The 20,288-nt window shown below is 54.6% G+C and carries 19 protein-coding genes; 11 read left to right on the forward strand and 8 right to left on the reverse strand.

The genetic code is table 11. The annotated features are described in order from the left end of the window. Window positions 1-73 precede the first annotated feature (73 nt). Complete coding sequence (yieE, locus tag B3511_RS13245) at window positions 74-940, reverse strand: DNA-binding transcriptional regulator YeiE (protein ID WP_212477739.1); 867 nt, start codon at window positions 938-940, stop codon at window positions 74-76. Window positions 941-1,065: 125 nt separating this feature from the next. Between yieE and B3511_RS13250 the strand changes: the two genes are divergently transcribed. Continuing rightward, window positions 1,066-2,112 carry a YeiH family protein gene (locus B3511_RS13250; RefSeq protein ID WP_286782763.1) on the forward strand — a complete coding sequence of 349 codons (1,047 nt, stop codon included), beginning with the start codon at window positions 1,066-1,068 and terminating at the stop codon, window positions 2,110-2,112. Between the two features lie 76 nt (window positions 2,113-2,188). Then, the gene (gene nfo, locus B3511_RS13255; protein ID WP_286782765.1) at window positions 2,189-3,052 is read left to right on the forward strand and encodes a deoxyribonuclease IV; all 864 of its coding nucleotides are present in this window, start codon (window positions 2,189-2,191) and stop codon (window positions 3,050-3,052) included. 79 nt (window positions 3,053-3,131) lie between these two features. Here the strand turns inward: nfo and B3511_RS13260 are convergent, their stop codons facing one another. After that, window positions 3,132-4,385, reverse strand: coding sequence for a NupC/NupG family nucleoside CNT transporter (locus tag B3511_RS13260; protein ID WP_286782767.1), 1,254 nt, complete (start codon window positions 4,383-4,385; stop codon window positions 3,132-3,134). Window positions 4,386-4,500: 115 nt separating this feature from the next. Continuing rightward, on the reverse strand, window positions 4,501-5,433 hold the full coding sequence (gene rihB, locus B3511_RS13265) for a ribosylpyrimidine nucleosidase (protein WP_207292115.1): 933 nt from the start codon (window positions 5,431-5,433) through the stop codon (window positions 4,501-4,503). A 126-nt stretch (window positions 5,434-5,559) separates the two neighbouring features. Between rihB and B3511_RS13270 the strand changes: the two genes are divergently transcribed. Further along, window positions 5,560-6,258 (forward strand): transcriptional regulator YeiL, encoded by a 699-nt coding sequence (locus B3511_RS13270; RefSeq protein ID WP_046884729.1) that lies wholly within the window; start codon window positions 5,560-5,562, stop codon window positions 6,256-6,258. Between the two features lie 192 nt (window positions 6,259-6,450). Here B3511_RS13270 and fruA read toward each other — a convergent pair whose 3' ends face one another. The 3 genes from fruA to fruB are packed head-to-tail and all read right to left on the reverse strand — an operon-like array spanning window position 6,451 to window position 10,221. After that, window positions 6,451-8,136 carry a PTS fructose transporter subunit IIBC gene (fruA, locus tag B3511_RS13275; protein ID WP_040074778.1) on the reverse strand — a complete coding sequence of 562 codons (1,686 nt, stop codon included), beginning with the start codon at window positions 8,134-8,136 and terminating at the stop codon, window positions 6,451-6,453. Window positions 8,137-8,152: 16 nt separating this feature from the next. Continuing rightward, window positions 8,153-9,091: a 1-phosphofructokinase gene (gene fruK, locus B3511_RS13280; protein ID WP_040074777.1), complete on the reverse strand. Its 939-nt coding sequence runs from the start codon at window positions 9,089-9,091 to the stop codon at window positions 8,153-8,155. Then, entirely contained in the window at window positions 9,091-10,221 is a 1,131-nt protein-coding gene (fruB, locus tag B3511_RS13285) for a fused PTS fructose transporter subunit IIA/HPr protein (protein ID WP_286782769.1), read from the reverse strand. Before fruB ends, fruK begins: the two co-directional genes overlap by 1 nt. A 66-nt stretch (window positions 10,222-10,287) precedes the next feature. Here fruB and B3511_RS13290 point away from each other — a divergent pair, with 66 nt between their 5' ends. Next, window positions 10,288-10,500, forward strand: a complete 213-nt coding sequence (locus tag B3511_RS13290; protein WP_233801643.1) for a hypothetical protein — start codon at window positions 10,288-10,290, stop codon at window positions 10,498-10,500. 88 nt (window positions 10,501-10,588) lie between these two features. Further along, window positions 10,589-11,770 carry a sugar efflux transporter SetB gene (gene setB, locus B3511_RS13295; RefSeq protein ID WP_207292117.1) on the forward strand — a complete coding sequence of 394 codons (1,182 nt, stop codon included), beginning with the start codon at window positions 10,589-10,591 and terminating at the stop codon, window positions 11,768-11,770. Here the strand turns inward: setB and B3511_RS13300 are convergent. After that, a complete protein-coding gene (locus B3511_RS13300; RefSeq protein WP_046884725.1) occupies window positions 11,767-12,021 on the reverse strand; it encodes a YkgJ family cysteine cluster protein in 255 nt (84 codons plus the stop codon). The genes setB and B3511_RS13300 overlap by 4 nt on opposite strands. A gap of 164 nt (window positions 12,022-12,185) precedes the next feature. Here B3511_RS13300 and yeiP point away from each other — a divergent pair, with 164 nt between their 5' ends. Continuing rightward, window positions 12,186-12,758, forward strand: coding sequence for an elongation factor P-like protein YeiP (gene yeiP, locus B3511_RS13305; protein ID WP_040074772.1), 573 nt, complete (start codon window positions 12,186-12,188; stop codon window positions 12,756-12,758). A gap of 33 nt (window positions 12,759-12,791) precedes the next feature. Here yeiP and uxuA read toward each other — a convergent pair whose 3' ends face one another. Then, entirely contained in the window at window positions 12,792-13,982 is a 1,191-nt protein-coding gene (gene uxuA / locus B3511_RS13310; protein ID WP_040074771.1) for a mannonate dehydratase, read from the reverse strand. A 206-nt stretch (window positions 13,983-14,188) separates the two neighbouring features. On the opposite strand from uxuA, the gene B3511_RS13315 reads away from it, so the two are divergent. The 5 genes from B3511_RS13315 to B3511_RS13335 all read left to right on the forward strand — a co-directional run bounded on the left by B3511_RS13315 (window position 14,189) and on the right by B3511_RS13335 (window position 20,252). Then, window positions 14,189-15,661: a mannitol dehydrogenase family protein gene (locus B3511_RS13315; RefSeq protein ID WP_286782773.1), complete on the forward strand. Its 1,473-nt coding sequence runs from the start codon at window positions 14,189-14,191 to the stop codon at window positions 15,659-15,661. A gap of 119 nt (window positions 15,662-15,780) precedes the next feature. Next, window positions 15,781-16,767 (forward strand): CobW family GTP-binding protein, encoded by a 987-nt coding sequence (locus B3511_RS13320; RefSeq protein ID WP_286782775.1) that lies wholly within the window; start codon window positions 15,781-15,783, stop codon window positions 16,765-16,767. A 33-nt stretch (window positions 16,768-16,800) separates the two neighbouring features. Further along, window positions 16,801-17,517 (forward strand): phosphatase PAP2 family protein, encoded by a 717-nt coding sequence (locus B3511_RS13325; protein WP_212477817.1) that lies wholly within the window; start codon window positions 16,801-16,803, stop codon window positions 17,515-17,517. A gap of 411 nt (window positions 17,518-17,928) precedes the next feature. Further along, on the forward strand, window positions 17,929-18,498 hold the full coding sequence (gene mepS, locus B3511_RS13330; protein ID WP_040074767.1) for a bifunctional murein DD-endopeptidase/murein LD-carboxypeptidase: 570 nt from the start codon (window positions 17,929-17,931) through the stop codon (window positions 18,496-18,498). Between the two features lie 197 nt (window positions 18,499-18,695). Next, a complete protein-coding gene (locus tag B3511_RS13335; RefSeq protein ID WP_286782777.1) occupies window positions 18,696-20,252 on the forward strand; it encodes a cyclic di-GMP phosphodiesterase in 1,557 nt (518 codons plus the stop codon). Window positions 20,253-20,288: the final 36 nt, after the last annotated feature.

Here is a 20,288-nt window from a genome sequence, read left to right on the forward strand (position 1 = left end):
AGAGAGCTTCATGACCGGTCCAGGATTATAAGTAAAGCAGAGTTTCGACCGATTTCACCCCGGCCACTGGTGCTTACTGCTGGCAGTAGCGCAGGAAGCGCTGTAGCGAGCTGGAAAGGTGTTTTTGACGATGGCGAATGCACCATAGCGTGCGCACCAGCTTTGGCAAGGGCAGCGCAATCTCCACCAGCGAACCGCTCTCCAGTTGCTCGGCAATCACCCGCCGTGAAAGGCAGCTGATGCCCAACCCATGGCGAACCGCATGCTTGATGGCTTCCGAGTTGCCAAGCTCCATGCCCAGATGAAACTGCGGCAAATGCGACAACAGAAGATAATCGACAATTTCACGGGTACCCGAGCCATGCTCACGTAATATCCACGGCGCCTGCGCCAGCCGTTCCAGCGTTACCTCCCCCTGTAGCAGCGAAGAGGCCGGCGAAGCAAAGACCACCAGTTCATCTTCCAGCCAGGGTTCAGCAACAATATCCGCGTTATGGCATGGCCCTTCGATGAGACCGATATCGACCCGAAAGTCGATAATGGCGTTAATCACATCCTGGCTGTTCCCTACGCTCATCTCCAGCGGCAAGGTAGGGAAATCCCGGCGGTAGCGGGCGATGACCTCCGGCAGGATATAGTTGCCAATCGTACTGCTCGCCGAAACGCGAATGGCTCCGTTCTCTTCCCGGAACAACTGCTCAATCTCGACCGTCTGCTCCAGCAACGCCAGCGCCCGGGGGTAGAGCAGCCGCCCATGCTCGTTCACCACCAGCCGCTTCCCTACCCTGTCAAAAAGCTGCACGCCGAGTTGCCCTTCAAGGTCGGTGAGCGCCGCGCTGACCGCAGATTGCGATAACGCCAGCATCTGCGATGCCTGGGTCGTCGAGCCGCTTTTCAGCACTTCGGTAAAGACTTCAAGCTGGCGTAAGGTAATGTGCATAGTCGCATTCCACGGTAGGGTCAGTAGGGGGTGCTTACCACTTATAAAGATTAATTATAAATATATAATCAATTTTATTTTTAAACCAGCGCGGCGTAATCTCCAGCCAGAGAAAGGAGAAGATTATGACGACACTGATTGCACAGCATCATCGTTCTGTATGGCATTACGCCCCGGGTCTGGCCCTGAGCGCACTCATCACCGGCGCGGCACTCTGGGGTGGCAGTATCCCTGCGGTAGCGGGGGCCGGGTTTAGCGCCCTGACGCTGGCCATTTTATTCGGCATGGTGGTCGGTAATACGGTGTACCCGCGCCTCTGGCGTGCCTGTGATGGCGGCGTGATCTTTGCTAAACAGCACCTGCTACGCCTGGGGATCATTCTCTACGGTTTTCGCCTCACCTTTGCCCAGATTGCCGACGTGGGTGTCAGCGGCATCGCCATAGATGTGCTGACGCTGAGCAGCACCTTTATGCTGGCCTGCTTTATCGGACAAAAAGTGTTCGGGCTGGATAAACACACCAGCTGGTTGATTGGCGCAGGCAGCAGCATCTGCGGCGCGGCGGCGGTGCTGGCGACCGAGCCGGTAGTGAAAGCCGAGGCCAGTAAAGTGACGGTGGCCGTGGCAACCGTGGTGATATTCGGTACCCTGGCCATTTTCCTCTATCCGGCCATGTACCCCCTGCTGGCGCACTGGTTCAGCCCGGAAAACTACGGCATCTATATCGGTTCGACCATGCACGAGGTCGCTCAGGTAGTGGCTGCGGGTCATGCTATCAATCCGGAGGCGGAAAACGCGGCGGTGATCGCCAAAATGCTGCGCGTGATGATGCTGGCACCGTTCCTCATCTTCCTCGCAGCAAGGGTTAAACAGCTGGCACCGGCGGGCCAGGCGCAGAAAGGTAAAATCACCATTCCGTGGTTCGCTATCCTCTTTATCGTGGTGGCTATCTTTAACTCCTTCCACCTGCTGCCAAAAGCGGTGGTCGATATGCTAATCACCCTGGATACCGTCCTGCTGGCGATGGCGATGGCAGCACTGGGGGTCACAACCTACGTCAGTGCTCTGAAAAAGGCCGGCGTTAAGCCGCTGCTGATGGCGTTGATCCTCTTTATCTGGCTGATCGTCGGCGGGGGTGCCATCAACCTGGCGGTTCATAGCCTGATGGCATAAACCACTACATCCTTCTCCTGTTAACCCGCTATCATAAGCGTTTGCTTTCCCCGGCGGGTTAAACAGGAGTCCCTTTATGAAATATGTTGGAGCGCACGTCAGCGCAGCTGGCGGTCTTGCTAATGCTGCCATTCGCGCTGCTGAAATTGAGGCGACCGCTTTCGCCCTGTTCACCAAAAATCAGCGCCAGTGGCGCGCCGCCCCGCTCTCCACACAAGTGATTGATGATTTTAAAGCCGCATGCGAGAAATACCACTTTGGCCCCGGCCAAATTCTGCCGCATGACAGCTACCTGATTAATTTAGGTCATCCGGTCCAGGAGGCTCTCGATAAATCTCGCGACGCGTTCATTGATGAGATGCAGCGCTGCGAACAGCTTGGCCTGACCTTGCTGAACTTCCACCCTGGTAGCCACTTGTCGCAAATCGACGAATCCACCTGTCTGGCACGCATCGCTGAGTCCATTAATATCGCGCTGGACAAAACGCAAGGGGTGACCGCCGTCATCGAAAACACGGCCGGTCAGGGCAGCAACCTCGGGTTTAAATTCGAACAGCTGGCCGAGATTATCGCCGGGGTTGAGGACAAAACCCGCGTGGGGGTGTGTATCGATACCTGTCACGCCTTTGCCGCAGGCTACGATCTCCGTACTACCGAAGAGACCGAAAAAACCTTCGCAGAATTCGAGCGTATCGTCGGCTTCCAGTATTTGCACGGTATGCACCTGAACGATGCGAAAAGCGCCTTTGGTAGCCGCGTTGACCGCCATCACAGCCTGGGTGAAGGCAATATCGGCCATGATGCGTTCCGCTTTATTATGCAGGACGCCCGCTTCGACGGCATTCCCATGGTTCTGGAGACTATTAATCCGGATATCTGGGCCGAAGAGATTGCCTGGCTGAAGGCACAGCAAACGGCGGAGGCAACGGCGTCAGCTTAAGCCCCGGAGACTGCTGATAACGTCCTCTGGCCGCAGGCCCATTTCGATCGACTATCGCGCCGCTTACGCGGCGCGACTCTTACCCAGCCAGGCCAATAAAGAAACCCGCAATGGTGGCGCTCATCAGATTAGAGAGCGTGGCGGCGGCCAGTGCCCGCAACCCCAGCTGCGCAATTTCCGGCGCACGTCGGGGGGAAACGGCAGAAAACGCCCCGACCACGACCCCAATCGATCCGAAATTCGCAAACCCGCACAGCGCAAACGAGATAATGGCGATGGTTTTCACATCCAGCTGGCCGGCAGTTTGCAGCCAGGGCGAGAAGTGGAGATAAGCGACAAATTCGTTTATCGCCAGCTTCTGACCAATCAGGCTACCGGCCAGATGCGCATCGCTCCAGTCGACCCCCATCAACCATGCCAGCGGCGCCAGCGCGTAGCCAAAAATCCCCTCCAGGGTCGCCCCGCCGAAACCAAACCAACCGCCAATACCGCCAATAATCCCGTTGATCATGGCGATAATGGCCACAAAGGCCATGACCACCGTCGCCACGCCGGCGGCGATTTTCAGCCCGGTCATCGCCCCGCTGGCGGCCGCTTCAATAATGCTTTTGGGCGGCGTTTCGGTAAACGAAAGTTTATCAAACGATACTTGCGAGGCCTCCGTCGCCGGGCTCAGCAGGCGAGCAAAGAGAATGCCGCCCGGGATTGCCATCAGCGAGGCGGCCAGCAGGTAACCAATGGGTACCCCTAAAGCGGCGTAGCCAATCATTGTCGACCCCGCAATCGACGCCATCCCGCTACAGATCGCGGTAAAAAGCTCATTGCGGTTAAGACGCTCCATAAAAGGCTTCACGATCGCCGGGATCTCATTCTGCCCGAGGAAAATGGTGGTGACCGCGACAAAGGATTCGATTTTGCTGATATTAAGCGCTTTCTGGAAAATCCCTCCAAGAAGACGAATCAGGAAGCCCATCACGCCAATGTAATAGAGCAGGCTGACCAGCGCGGTGATAAAAATAATGGCGGGCAGCACGCGAAAGGCAAACACAAAGCCGGCACCATCAAAGACTTTGTCCATCTTGGGTCCGACCAGCGAGCCAAAGATAAAGGCGCTACCGGCATCGCTATAGGTCATCACTTTGTGGATGCCGTAGGCAGCCTTTTCTGCCAGCCACTTCCCGGGTGGAAAATAGAGCATGATGCCGCCGATGGCGATTTGCAGTAGCAACGCCGCCCCTACCGTGCGCAGACTAATACGCTTTTTATTCACTGACAGCAGAAACGCGATTGCCAGTAATACCACCATACCCAGAACACTTCTCATGACGTCCATAATGATTTTCTCTTACGGCCAGGTCTGATTTTGTTGCGGGCTACCGCTTGCTGCCCGTTGGGTGTGACAGCGATGGCGCTTTGCGCAATGGCTGTCACGCCGCACGCCCAGGGGATTAGTGGTACTTACGTACACACTCTTCCACTAAGTCCCAGAACCAGTGAGTGTCGATGGTGATGCCCACTTTGGTGTTCGCCGGTTTTCCGAGAACGCCCAGCTCATCGCACACTGTACGTCCATAGCAAGGGCCACTGTTGACGTCGATTTCGACGTACATCTCCTGGGTTTTAATGCCGGCAGGGTTGATGAGGTAAGCAATACAGGTGGCGTCGTGTACCGGGCCGCCCGCTAAGCCGTAGTTTTCATACTGGGTTTTGAGGGTAAAGTTCATGATGTCGCTGAAAAGCTTGCCGGCCGGTCCCCCCGCTTTTTCCATTCTGGCGATCACGTCGGCAGTGCAGACCGTCTGGTTAGTCAGATCCAGCCCCATCATCACCAGCGGCACGCCGGAGGTGAAGACAACGCGGGCCGCTTCCGGATCGGCAAAGATATTAAACTCAGCGGATGGGGTGAAATTACCGGTGCCGTAGGCCCCGCCCATCAGCACAATCTCACGGATTTTGGGCACAATGGCGGGCTGCATACGCATCGCCACCGCAATATTGCTCAGCGGACCGACGGGCACCAGGGTGATATCCCCTTCGCTTGCCATCAGCGTATCGATAATGAATTTTACGGCATGCGTATTTTCCGCTTTGCGGGTCAACGGAGCAAATACCGGGCCATCCAGACCCGTTTCGCCATGGATATTATCGGCAACGATTTGCTGGCGCATTATCGGCTGCGGCATACCCGCATAGACCGGAACATGTATATCTAATGTCTGACAGACATTTAATCCATTGACTAATGTTTTATCCAGCGTCTGATTACCGGCAACGATCGTTATCCCTAATAAATCGATAGCCGGATGCCTTGCTGCCAGCATTATCGCAATAGCATCGTCATGGCCTGGATCGCAATCAAGAATGATCTTTCTCTTTTCCATTTTTATTTCCTCGGTTCGCTGTTGCGTTAATTTCATTTCAGTCATTAAGGGGGGTGTGTCGACGATTGAATGTTAACAACGGAGAACGTATGCTAAATATGAGAAATCTCACATCAGGAATGGGCCGTGAAAGAGATCCACAATGAGGTTGTTAAACAGGAACTGATTTTGCAGTCAGGATATAAGGAACGGTTTTCCGTGGATATTTTGCGGGATACCCGCTTGTTTGAGGTCGCAGCAGGTGAGGAGATCGTGAGAGTAGGCCAACAACCTGCCTGGCTCTTCTATCTCGTGCGCGGACGCGCCAGACTGTACGCCACCTCAGCCAATGGGCGGGTGTCGCTGATCGATTTCTTTACTGCACCCTGTTTTATTGGCGAAATTGAATTAGTTGACGCGGATCACGAACCCCGGGCCGTTCAGGCCATTGAAGCGTGCTGGTGTCTGGCGTTGCCGATGAAGCAGTACCGCCCCTTATTGTTGAATGATGCAACATTTTTACGGCATTTGTGCATTGCGCTAAGCCGCAAAAATTATCGCAATATTGTTTCGCTTACCCAAAATCAGTCTTTCCCGCTGATTAATCGACTGGCGGCCTTTATTTTATTGACGCAGAATTGTGATATCTATCGCGAAAAACATACGCAGGCGGCCGAATATATGGGGGTCTCCTACCGTCATCTTCTTTATGTTATTGCGCAGTTTACTCAGGAAGGTGTACTGATAAAGCAAAAAGCGGGCTATATCATCAAAAATAAATCCCGACTGCTTAATCTGGCGCGGGAGATGGATCCCGAAAATAATTTCTCTGAATTATTACGTTAACCGCTTCACGCCTTTCTCGTTATATTACGCCGATCGACGCTGCCACCCCTACCCCAGACGGGGTGATTGCGGAATAGCGATATGTCCGGAGGGAAAATGGCCGTTTGTCAGGCCATAAAAAAACGCGGCCGACGCCGCGTTTTTGAGATGAAAAAAAGGCAGAGTCACCTCTGCCTTTATACGTGAGCGGGTTTAAGCCGCTTTGGCAACTGCTTCCGCTTCCGGGCGCTTCAGCACCGCGTAAGAGAGACCCGCCACCAGGGTACCGGCGATAATCGCCAGCAGGTAACCCAGCACCGGCGTGATCGCTCCAGGGATCAGCAGTACAAACAGACCGCCGTGCGGTGCCATCAGCTTCGCACCAATGGCCATAGAGATAGCACCGGTCACTGCACCACCCGCGATACAGCAAGGCAGAACGCGCATTGGGTCACGCGCAGCGAACGGAATGGCACCTTCGGTGATGAAGCACAGACCGAGAACCAGCGCTGCTTTGCCGCCTTCCTGTTGTGCCTTATCGAATTTACGGCGGGCAATAATAGTCGCCAGGCCCAGCGCCAGCGGTGGCACCATACCGGCAGCCATAATGGCAGCCATCGGCGCGTAAGTCTGGGTACTCAGCAGGCCAACACCAAACGCATAGGCCGCTTTATTCACCGGGCCGCCCATATCGGTACACATCATGCCACCGAGGATTGCGCCCAGCAGTACCGCATTGGCAGTGCCCATGGTTTGCAGCCAGTGGGTCAGGCCTTCGAGGATACCCGCGACCGGCTTACCAATCAGGTAGATCATTCCCAGACCCACCACCAGGCTTGAAAGCAGCGGAATGATCAGGATCGGCTTCAGAGCTTCCATACTCTGCGGCAATTTCAACTTCGAACTAATCAGCTTCGCAACATAACCGGCCAGGAAGCCCGCGATGATCCCGCCGATGAAACCTGAACCTGTGCTTACAGCCAACATACCGCCAATAAGACCTGGAGTCAGACCCGGACGATCCGCGATAGAGAAGGCGATATAACCTGCCAGGACAGGTACCATCAGCGCGAAGGCAGAACCCCCACCAATTTGCATCAGCGCCGCAGCCAGCGTGTTCGGCTCTTTAAAGGCTTCGATACCGAAAGCGAAGGAGAGTGCGATACACAGACCACCAGCTACCACCATCGGCAGCATATAGGAAACCCCGGTCAGCAGGTGACGATAAGCGCCAGCAGACTCTTTTTTGGTTTCCGTCGCGCCCTGGGCACCGCCCGCCGCCTGATACGGCTTCGCTTCTGCTACGGCCTTATCGAACTCCTGCGCGGTCTTCTTCAACGCCAGACCAGTAGAGGTACGGTACATCGGTTTTCCGGCGAATTTCGCCAGATCCACTTCGATGTCTGCCGCCACGATCACCAGATCTGCTTCAGCCACCTCTTCGGGGGTGATGGCATTGCCTGCACCCACGGAGCCGCGGGTTTCAACTTTTACCCACCAGCCACGTTTTTTGGCTTCGGTTTCAATGGCTTCAGCCGCCATGAAAGTGTGTGCCACGCCCGTTGGACAGGCTGTCACCGCCACCACGCGTTTCGGACCGCCGCTCAGGGCCGGTGCCGTTGCCGCTGGCAGGGTATAGACCGAGGCGTGATCCTTCGCTTCGCTCAGGAACAGCTCCGGGTGGGCAACCGCGCGATTGATATCGCCCAGCCACACCTTTTTGCCGTTCAGCGCGCTGTCAGCAGGAATGGTGTCGCCCAGAACGATCACCAGTTCGGCATCGTTCGGGTTGTCCAGGATATCCAGATGTGCTTTGTGTGCCGCCGCGCCCAGCAGGGTCTTTGCCATATAGGCGCGGGCCTGTCCGAGAGCAGAGTCGATAATCAGCAGCGTTTTCATTATGCCTCTCCTGCTGTTAGTTAAAGGGTTTTAAGTCAACGCGCGCCATCATCGCGGCTAACTGGGTACGATCGGTAATACCGACATTGCTCTGGCTCACGGCCAGGGCAGCAACAGCGGTAGCAAGACGTAACGTGTGTTCACTGGATTCACGCATCAGCAGGCCGTAAATCAGCCCACCTACCATGGAATCCCCTGCGCCAACGGTGCTTACCACTTCCATCGACGGCGGTTTGGCAATCCATTCGCCAGACGCGTTAACCCACAGCGCGCCTTCTGCACCCAATGAAATCACCACATGAGCGATACCCTGTTCACGCAGCGCATGGGCAGCATCAATCACATCTTTCAATTCTGGCAGCTTACGGCCAGCCCAGATTTCCAGTTCGCGACGATTTGGTTTGACTAGCCATGGTGCGGCTTTAAGGCCTGCAACCAGCGCATCACGGCTGCTGTCGAAAATAATACACGGGCACTGGCTGCGCAGACGCGTCATCCAGTCGGTAAAAGCTTCCGGGCTGACGCCCGACGGCAGGCTGCCGCTGACGCATACCATGTCGAACTGGCCCAGCCAGGAGAGCGAGTCGTTAACAAAACGTTCCCAGTCTGACTGCGTCACTTCGAAGCCGGAGAAGTTCAGGTCGGTCACTTCACCGTCTTTCTCGGTCAGCTTCACGTTGATGCGGGTACGGCCCTGCACAATCTGGAAACGGTTAGCAATGCCCAGTTCGCTGAACAGCTGCTGAAAGCCGTCCTGGTTATCTTTGCCCAGGAAGCCGCCTACGGTGACATCGATGCCCAGATCTTTCAGCACCTTCGCCACATTGATCCCTTTACCTGCCGCATGCAGGCCAGTGGTGCGCACCAGGTTGACTTCGCCGCGCTCAATCTCCGGGCAGAATCCTACCAGGTCGTAAGCCGGATTCAGCGTAATCGTTGCAACACGTCTGCTCATTATGCGCCCTCCCCCAGACCTGCCGCGATGGCATCGCCAATGGCTTTCAGCGCCTGTTCAGCATCGGCACCCTGGGCGGTGAAGCGCAGGCGATGGCCTTTTTTCACACCCAGCGCGACCACTTTCATCAGGCTACGGCCATTAGCGGGCTTACCGCTGCCGTCGAGGTTAGTGACGGTAATGTCGCTTTCAAACTGCTTGATGGTATTAACCAGCATGGTGCCCGGGCGGGCATGCAGACCGTGTTCGTTACGTACCACGTACTCTGCACTGAGCAGGTCGTCGGTCAGCGCGTCATCGCTGGTCAGCAGCGCCAGCAGGGTCGCGGCATCCGCGTTCAGCAATTTGTCAGCTTTGTTGATCAGCAGCAGATCGCTCAGGCGTTTGAGCACGGCAACCGGCTGGTCATCGGCCATCGCGACGGTCACCAGCAGGGCTGCTTTCTCACCTTCAACATCAAATGCAGAGGCCGCACGGCTGACGGCAACAGCGCTGCGCAGATTGCCTTCAGCACTGTCGTTCAGCCAGACGCCCTGGCCCAGGTTCAGCGGCTTGTCCGTTATGGTATGGGTGACGAATGCTGTGTCGACCGCGCCCGCCTCTTTCAGACGTGCGGCGTTCATCGCCTGCAGCGTCACCAGATCCGAGGCGACCACATCCAGCGACAGCGTCGCGTTATCCAGCTTCAGCGCTTCGCTCTGCTTTTCACCCATCAGCAGTGCTCGCAGCTCTTCAGCGGTGGTGGCAGTTTTCAGTTGTTCCGCCACTGCGTCATCGCTCAGTACGTGCGTCAGTTGACGCAGCAGGCCCAGATGTTCGTCACTGCTGGCGGCGATACCGATGGCGACATACGCCACCTGCCCTTCGCCCCAGAGCACGCCCTGCGGGAATTGATACACCTGCACACCGGTCTTGAGAACCTGATCGCGGGTATCGGTGGTGCCATGGGGAATGGCGATGCCATTGCCGAGGAAGGTTGAGGTCTGCTGCTCACGCGCCAGCATGCCATCAACATAGCCAGCGGCAACATTGCCAGACTGTACCAGCGTGGCAGCGATCTGCCGGATGGCCTCTTCTTTATTACCGGCCTGTTCGCCCGGATGAATGTCCTGTACGGATAACTGGAACATAGCTCTCCACTCCTGCTGAAATTGAATCGTTTCAGCTTAAATGTGAAAATAGGCGCCAATCCGTTTGTGTTAGATCAACCAATTAGCGCTGAAACGTTTCAAGAAGTCTTGCTTTTTATCGCCATCCTTGCAAGTAAAGTTACGTTTCAGCTTTCGGAATTTAGAGTTGCAGCACATTTTTGCAACATTACGTCCTCTTTGGTGGGCAATAAAAGAGACCAGCGCGCTTTACTTCAGCAGCTTCAGCAAGCGCAGCGGCAATATGAAATGCCATTTTGATTTTTTGTGGGTAATAAGAGTGCGCATCTGTTCATTTTCTGACAAGCGGCGTAAACTCCGCCTCTCTTCATATTACTGATACAGAAACATGCATACGACTCCCGCTGCCGCCAGGCAAAAATCGTTTGATTTGACGTCATCGGCGTTTTTGATTGTGGCCTTCCTCACCGGTATTGCCGGTGCACTGCAAACCCCTACGCTGAGCCTGTTCCTGACCACGGAAGTGCATGCCCGTCCGGCGATGGTTGGCTTCTTTTTTACCGGCAGCGCTATCATCGGCATTTTTGTTAGCCAGTTTCTGGCGGGCCGCTCAGACAAAAAGGGCGATCGCAAAAGCTTGATCGTCTTCTGTTGTCTGCTGGGCGTCTTCGCCTGCCTGCTATTTGCATGGAACCGTAACTACTTCATTTTGTTGTTCGTTGGCGTCTTTTTGGGGAGTTTTGGCTCTACGGCTAACCCGCAGATGTTTGCCCTCGCCCGCGAACATGCGGATCGCACCGGGCGTGAAGCGGTGATGTTCAGTTCAATATTGCGTGCCCAGGTTTCGCTGGCCTGGGTGATAGGCCCGCCGCTGGCTTACGCCCTGGCGATGGGTTTTGGCTTTACGGTGATGTATCTCAGCGCCGCAGCGGCGTACATCATTTGCGGCCTGATGGTATGGTTCTTTTTACCCTCTATGCGTAAAGAGCCGAAGCTGGCGACCGGTACGCTGGAAGCCCCGCGTCGTAACCGCCGCGACGCCCTGCTGCTGTTTATTATCTGCACATTGATGTGGGGTACCAACAGTCTGTACATCATCAATATGCCGCTGTTTATTATTAATGAACTGCATCTGTCGGAAAAACTGGCGGGCATCATGATGGGCGCGGCGGCGGGGCTGGAAATCCCGACCATGCTGATTGCCGGCTATTACGCCAGGCGCTTCGGCAAGCGCTTTCTGATGCGCATTGCCGCCGTAGCAGGACTGCTGTTCTATGTCGGGATGCTGACCGCCAGCTCACCGGCGTTGTTGCTGGGGTTACAGCTGCTCAATGCGATTTATATCGGCATTCTGGCGGGGATCGGCATGCTCTATTTTCAGGATTTAATGCCCGGCCAGGCGGGGGCAGCCACCACGCTTTATACCAATACGACGCGCGTGGGCTGGATCATCGCGGGCTCGATGGCCGGTGTGGTGGCCGAGATCTGGAGCTATCATGCGGTCTTCTGGATAGCGCTGGCGATGTGCGTGATCACCTGCGTTTGCCTGACGCGCATAAAAGACATTTAAGGCGCGGTCAGCGCCTCCAGCTCTAGCAGCCAGGTCATCGCCTGCTGGCGCGAACTGCCACACATATCGGCGGCGGGCTGCAGGCCGGCGCAGACTTTTGGGCGTAGCGGTGAGCCAAAAATCTTACAGCGCTGCTGCGCATCCAGCTGTACGCACGGTGTATTCGCCGGCTTGCCGTTGGGCATGCCGGGAATCGGGCTGGTAATGGAGGGTGCAGTGCAGCACGCTCCACAGTCTGGACGGCATTCCATAAAGGCTCTCTTACCCTGACGAGAACCCGCAGAGCGGGCGTGGCGCGCACAGTAACACCTTTTATGTATTGATAGCAAAACCCACGAATTCCTCTTGCCTGAAAGCCCGCGCGCGAGTACTTTGACGCGATATTTTTGACCTCCCCGTTAACAGGATTACTGCAATGCCAAGAGCGAACGAAATTAAAAAAGGTATGGTGCTGAACTACAACAGCAAGCTGCTGATTGTGAAGGATATTGATATCCAGGCACCGAGCGCCCGTGGCGCAGCGACGCTGTATAAAATGCGTTTCTCCGATGTCCGCACCGGTCTTAAAGTGGAAGAGCGCTTTAAAGGCGACGATATCGTCGATACCGTGACCCTGACCCGCCGCTTCGTTGACTTCTCTTATATTGATGGCAACGAATACGTGTTTATGGATAAAGAAGATTACACCCCGTATATCTTCACCAAAGATCAGATCGCAGACGAGCTGCAGTTTATGCCTGAAGGCGGCATGCCGGATATGCAGGTACTGACCTGGGACGGCCAGCTGCTGGCGCTTGAGCTGCCGCAGACCGTTGATCTGGAAATCGTTGAGACCGCACCGGGCATCAAAGGGGCTTCAGCCAGCGCCCGTAACAAACCGGCGACGCTGACCACCGGCCTGGTAGTGCAGGTTCCGGAGTACCTCTCCGCCGGTGAGAAGATCCGTATCCATATCGAAGAAAAACGCTATATGGGTCGTGCAGACTAAGACAAAAAACCCGGCTTTCGCCGGGTTTCTTTTTTACAGCAGTTCGGGATATTTGGTCATTTTTAGCGCCAGTTCCACGCCACGCACTTCCGCCATCCCCTTCAGTCGCCCAATCGCCGAATAGCCAGGATTGGTTTTCTTACGCAGGTCGTCCAGCATTTGATGGCCGTGATCGGGACGGAATGGAATCGGTCGCACATCGCCCGCTTTCTTGCGGCGTTGCTCTTCGCTGAGGATAGCGTCCACCACCGCCACCATATTCACGTCACCGCCCAAATGCGCGGCTTCGTGGAAGGTTTTTGGATTCTCTTCCCGGCAGGTAGCGCGCAGGTGAGTAAAGTGAATACGGTCACCAAAGGTTTCGATCATCCGCACCAGGTCGTTATCGGCACGCACGCCGTAGGAGCCGGTACACATAGTGAAGCCATTGTTGATGCTGTCGACGGTCTCTTTCAGCCACTGCATATCTTCAATGGTAGAGACAATACGCGGCAGACCGAGAATTGGACGCGGTGGATCGTCCGGATGGACTGCCAGACGCACGCCCGCTTCTTCTGCCACCGGGACGATAGCGCGCAGGAAGTGCGCCATGTTTTCCCGCAGCTGCGCTTTATCGATATTGCCATACTCCGCCAGACGCGCGCGGAACTGGTCGAGGGTATAGCCCTCTTCAGCGCCCGGCAGGCCGGCAATAATATTGCGGGTCAATTTTTCGATCTCTGCCGCGCTGGCCGCATTAAACCATGCCTGGGCTTGTTGCTGCTCTTCAGGGCTGTAATCGGCTGCGGCGCCTTCACGCTTCAGAATATGCAGCTCAAATGCGGCGAAGGCGATCTGATCAAAGCGCAGTGCTTTGGAGCCATCCGGCAATTCGTATTCCAGATCGGTGCGCGTCCAGTCGAGGATAGGCATAAAGTTGTAGCAGACCGTATCAATACCGCAGGCCGCCAGGTTACGAATGCTCTGCTGGTAGTTGGCGATCCAGGTCGCGCACTGCCCGGAATGGGTTTTGATCTCTTCGTGCACCGGAATGCTTTCCACGACCGACCAGGTGAGCCCTTTTTCGGCCAGCAGCTTCTGGCGCTGTTTAATCTCTTCTACCGGCCATACCTCACCGTTAGGAATATGATGCAGCGCGGTCACCACGCCGGTCGCGCCTGCCTGGCGCACGTCATCAAGAGAAACCGGATCGTTCGGGCCATACCAACGCCAGGTTTGTTCCATCGCTTCATCCTCGCAAAGTTGTTATACCAATATAATGTGACGCAATGACGACTACCATACATGTCTAACGCGCCGGGTCAACGCGCCTCGCCTCATTGATTGATCAAACTCACAGTTCCCGCATATTTACGGCTCACCAATTTAAATTGCTGTCATATAACTTTAGACTGACATTGTTAATTAACGGTTAATCAGGTGTGTATTTCATGAAGACAATTGCCTCTATTACGCTGCCCGCTAACGTTAAGCAGCCCCAGTACGATCGTCAGCAACTGCGCTCCCGCATCGTCCATTTTGGATTTGGTGCTTTTCATCGCGCGCATCAGGCGCTGTTAACCGATCGCGTGCTGAATTCCGAGGGCGGCGACTGGGGTATCTGTGAGATTAGCCTGTTTAGCGGCGATAAGCTGATGAGCCAGCTGCGCGCGCAGGATCACCTGTTTACCGTGCTGGAAAAAGGGGCGGACGGGAATCAACCCATCATCGTCGGCGCGGTGCATGAGTGCCTGAACGCGAAGCTTGATTCGCTGGCCGCCATTATTGAGAAGTTCTGTGAACCGCAGGTGGCGATCGTCTCTCTGACCATTACGGAAAAGGGTTACTGCATTGATCCGGCCACCGGCAAACTGGATGTGCAGAACGAACGTATTCTTCACGATCTGGAAAATCCCACTGAGCCACACTCGGCGCCGGGTATTTTGGTCGAAGCGTTACACCGTCGTCGCGAACGCGGCCTGACGCCGTGCAGTGTGCTCTCCTGCGATAACATCCCCGACAACGGTCATGTAGTGAAAAACGCGGTGCTGGGCATGGCGCAGAAACGCTCGCCGGAACTGGCTGAGTGGATTGCGGAACATGTTAGCTTCCCGGGGACGATGGTGGATCGCATTGTTCCTGCAGCGACCGACGCCTCCCTTGCGGAAATTGCTGACGTGCTGGGTGTGGATGATCCCTGCGCCATCAGCTGTGAGCCCTTTATCCAGTGGGTGGTTGAAGATAATTTTGTGGCCGGTCGCCCGGCGTGGGAAGCCGCGGGCGTTCAGCTTGTGCAGGATGTATTGCCCTGGGAGCAGATGAAGCTGCGAATGCTTAATGGCAGCCACTCTTTCCTCGCCTGGCTGGGTTATCTCAGCGGGTTTGCCCATATCAGCGACTGCATGCAGGACGAGGCTTTGCGCAAGGCTGCCCGTCAGCTGATGCTGACCGAACAAGCCCCTACCCTGCGCATTACCGGTGTGGATCTGGATGCGTATGCCGACAGTCTGATCGACCGTTTTACCAACCCGGCCCTGCAGCACCGTACATGGCAGATTGCGATGGATGGCAGCCAGAAGCTGCCTCAGCGCATGCTGGAAGGGATCCGCGTGCACCTGCAGCGCGGCACCCCGTGGCCACTGCTGGCGCTTGGCGTAGCGGGCTGGATGCGTTACGTCAGCGGCGTGGATGATGCGGGTCAGGCCATCGACGTACGCGATCCCCTGAGCGACAAAATCCGCGCTATCGTCGACAGCAGTACCGAGCAGACGCGCGTGCAGGCGCTGCTTGGCCTGAGCGAAATTTTTGGCGAGGATCTGCCGCAGGATGCCGGGTTTGTTGACGCCGTCAGCAACGCTTACCAGCGTATTCAGCACACCGGCGCCCGCCAGGCGATCATTGATACGCTAAACCTTTCCCAATAATGGCGGTTTACGCGGACGGAATAGGGTTCCGTTCGCGTGACCTCTTCTCATGACTGTTCTTTTCAGCCAGGATTATTGATAATTGTTATAAGATTACAGTTATCACTCCTGGAGCACATGTGACCAAGACTAACCTGATCACCGGTTTTCTCGGCAGCGGCAAAACCACCTCAATTTTGCATCTGCTGGCCAATAAAGATCCTGCCGAAAAATGGGCCGTACTGGTCAATGAATTTGGCGAAGTGGGTATCGATGGCGCGCTGCTGGCCGACAGCGGCGCGATGATCAAAGAGATACCCGGAGGCTGCATGTGTTGTGTTAATGGTCTGCCGATGCAGGTTGGCCTGAACACGCTTCTGCGAAAGGGTAAACCCGACCGCCTGCTCATCGAGCCCACTGGCCTCGGCCATCCAAAGCAGATCCTCGACCTGCTCACCTCGCCGGTTTATGAACCCTGGATCGATCTGCGTGCGACGTTGTGCGTACTCGACCCGCGTCAGTTGCTGGACGAAAAAGCGGTACAAAATGATAACTTCCGCGATCAGCTGGCTTCTGCCGATATTATCATTGCCAACAAAGAAGACCGGGCGACGCAAGAAAGCCGTGAAGCGCTTCAGATTTGGTGGCAACACGTCGGCGGGGAGCGTCAGTTGCAGTACGCAACGCAGGGCAATATCGATATCGCCTTGTTAGATCTGCCGCGCCTGAATACGGTGGAACTGCCTGCCAGCGCGGAACACAACCATTCCCATCGCGATCAGAAAGGGCTTGCCGCCCTGAGCCTGCCTGCCCACCAGCGCTGGCGGCGTAACCTCAATAGCGGCCAGGGCCATCAGGCGTGCGGATGGATTTTTGACGCTGACACCTGTTTCGACACTATCGGTCTGCTGGAATGGGCGCGACTGGCGCCGGTTGAGCGCGTTAAAGGGGTGATGCGCACGCCAGATGGCCTGGTGCGGATTAATCGCCAGGGGGAAGATTACTTCATCGAAACCCAGGGAGTGGCTCCACCGGACAGCCGTATAGAGCTAATTAGTGCGGTAAATACCGACTGGAACGCACTTCAGGCTAGTCTGTTGAAGCTTCGTTTAACTTCCGACAACTAACGTTGCCCGGACTTCTTAGCTTAGTAAACGATGATGAAAACACGATTCCCCCAGATAATACTGCTTAATGTCGCTGGCCTGGCGCTCTTCTTCTCATGGTACCTGCCGGTTAACCACGGCTTCTGGTTCCCGCTGGACAGTGGCATCTTCCACTTCTTTAACCATAAGCTGGTGGAGAGTCGTGCCTTCCTGTGGCTGGTCGCCATCACCAATAACCGTGCTTTTGACGGATGTTCGTTACTGGCGATGGGCTGTCTGCTTCTCTGGTTCTGGCGCCAGGCATCGGCAGAAGGCCGTCGGCGCATTATTATTATCGGGCTGGTGATGTTATTGATTGCTGTGGTGCTGAATCAACTGGCATCTGCCCTTATTCCGGTGAAACGTTCGAGTCCTACGCTCTGGTTTTCTGATATTTATCGCGTTAGCGAATTGCTGCATATTTCAACGAAAGACGCCTCGAAAGACAGTTTCCCTGGCGATCACGGGATGATGCTGCTTATTTTTGCGGCAGTAGTATGGCGCTATTTCGGTCGTAAAGCCTTTATGGTTGCCCTGATTATCTTTATGGTCTTTGCTTTCCCGCGGGTCATGATTGGCGCCCACTGGTTCACCGATATTGCTGTCGGGTCGCTCTCTGTGGCGCTGATTGGTCTTCCCTGGTGTCTGATGACTCCATTAAGTGATAAATTAATCGCCGTGTTCGATCGTTATTTACCTCATAAATTCAACAAAAATAAAACAAATAACTAACCGAAATTATTAAGCGCCGTCAGGGATCGTTATCGATCCCTGACGATTTAACGGCTGCTTAATTTACATTATGTCATCATGCTGTAACATTAATCGGCATACAAATGAATCAGTTGTGTGATTTTTAGCCTGATTTCTCCCCTCATTTCCCTTTCCCATCAGCCTGATTTGGCTATCACAAATACTTATAAAAAATTGGCTTTTTTTACTCGCAATGGGTTCGGCAATCGGTTACTCTCAGACTCGTTTTACCCAGCACCGTAATTATTTCTAATGCAGAAAAATTTGTGCGATTCGCCACAGATTTGACCATAAAGAATTGTCTCAAAGTGCGCAGGTAATTAGTCTCGTCACGTTTGGCATTTTTATAACGATATTGATCGTTAAGGACTTCAAGGGAAAATAAACAAAATGGTCAAATCTCAACCGATTTTGAGATATATCTTGCGGGGGATCCCGGCGATTGCAGTTGCGGTTCTGCTTTCTGCTTGTAGCACAACGAATACCGCGAAGAATATGCATCCTGAGACGCGTGTTGTGGGGTCAGAAGACGCCTCTTCACTGCAAGCCTCTCAGGATGAATTTGAAACAATGGTACGTAATCTGGATGTGAAATCCCGACTTATGGACCAGTATGCCAGCTGGAAAGGCGTTCGTTACCGCCTGGGTGGCAGCACCAAAAAAGGTATTGATTGTTCCGGTTTCGTACAGCGTACTTTCCGTGAGCAGTTTGGTTTAGAACTTCCGCGTTCAACCTATGAACAGCAGGAGATGGGCAAGTCGATTTCGCGTACCAGCTTACGCACCGGCGATTTAGTCCTGTTCCGCGCAGGTTCGACCGGCCGACACGTCGGCATCTATATCGGTAATGATCAGTTCGTCCACGCATCCACCAGCAACGGTGTGATGATCTCCAGTATGAACGAGCCTTACTGGAAGAAGCGCTACAATGAAGCGCGCCGTGTACTGACGCGGAGTTAATCGATGCGTGTTGTCCGTTACCCTTGGCTGACAACACGTTGAATAAAGCACTGCTACGGCGGTGCTTTTTTTGTTTAATCGCCAGGCAAGAGAGCGTAACCTTTCTCTGGCAAAGCCAATCCAGGCTATAGTCGTGTAACTGCATGAATTTAGCCGTCATGAAGACGGGGGCGGCAAATCAGGATCTGATAACATCAATGTTCACCCGCTACTTTTCATCCCGCCGTAAGGTGCTGATCATTAGCCTTCTTACCGGCCTGTTTATCGCCCTGCTCTGCGGCGTTTTGCAATTTTTTTCCAGTTACCATAAACGCGCGGTAAGGTTCGATAACCTGATTGTCGATCTTCGATTGTATATGGAGAGCTATTTCACCGAGCTGCGTACCTCTGTCGACCAGTTGCAACCCATGACTTTGAATAGATGTGAGGATGTGGGTTCAGAGCTGACCTCGCGCGCGGCCTTTAGCCTGAACGTTCGCGCATTTCTGCTGGTGAAAGACAAAATCGCTTTTTGCTCTTCGGCCACCGGGCCGATGAACACCCCCCTTACGGATCTGGTTCCCGAAATTGATCTGAAAAAGCCAATCGATATGGCGCTGGTCCCCGGCACCCCAATGATGCCGAATAAATCCGCCATTGTGCTGTGGTACCGTAACCCGCTGGTAAACGATGGCGGCATTTTTACCTCAATTAACCTCAACCTGACCCCTTACCTTTTATATACCGCCCGCCAGGATGAGTTTGCGGCCATTGCGCTGGTGGTAGGAAACACCGCCTTTTCAACCTATGCCGATCACCTGCTGCATGCCAACGAATTAACCACGCCACCCATACGGTCCACCCGCATTGAAGAGTTGCCGCTGCAAATAAATCTTTACGCCGAAGCCTGGACACGAGAAGACTTGCTGTTTGCATTACTGTTCGGCGTGATTTGCGGCATCAGCAGTGCGGTTGTCTGCTACTACCTGTCGATGGCGCGGGCTAACCCAAGAAAAGAGATCCTGACGGCCATTAAGCAGGATCAGTTTTATGTGGTCTATCAGCCGGTTGTAGATGCCAACGATCTAAAAATGACTGGCGTAGAGGTACTCATGCGCTGGCGTCATCCGGGTGCCGGAGAGATCCCGCCTGATGCTTTTATCAACTTTGCTGAAGCACAAAAGTTGATCGTCCCGCTGACGCTGCACCTCTTTGACCTGATACTGCGCGATGCGCCAATGTTGAAAAAACGGCTACCGCCGGGTGCAAAACTGGGGATCAATATTGCTCCAGGCCACCTGCATGCCGAAAGTTTTAAAGAAGACATGCGCAAATTTGCCGCCTCGCTACCGCCGAATCACTTCCAGGTCGTGCTTGAAATTACCGAGCGCAATATGCTGCAACACAGCGAAGCGGCCCGGCTGTTCGACTGGCTTCATCATGAAGGCTTTGAAGTGGCGATTGATGACTTTGGTACCGGGCATAGCGCGCTCATCTATCTTGAGCGCTTCTCGATGGACTATCTCAAAATCGATCGTGGGTTCGTCAACACCATCGGTATGGAAACGGTTACCTCCCCCGTCCTCGACGCGGTCATTACCCTGGCGCGCCGGCTAAATATGGTCACCGTGGCGGAAGGGGTAGAAACAGTCGAGCAGGCAAAGTGGCTGCGGGAACATGGCGTCAATTTCTTACAAGGATACTGGATTAGTCGCCCTATGCCGCTGGACGCGCTGCTGACGTGGCAAGAAGATCCCGGGCTCAGTCGTGAATAATTGCACAACGGTCGCCTCGTCACTTATTATTCAATG

It is taken from the genome of Leclercia sp. UBA1284 (assembly GCF_002308415.1).
Classification (GTDB): Bacteria; Pseudomonadota; Gammaproteobacteria; order Enterobacterales; family Enterobacteriaceae; genus Enterobacter; species Enterobacter pneumoniae.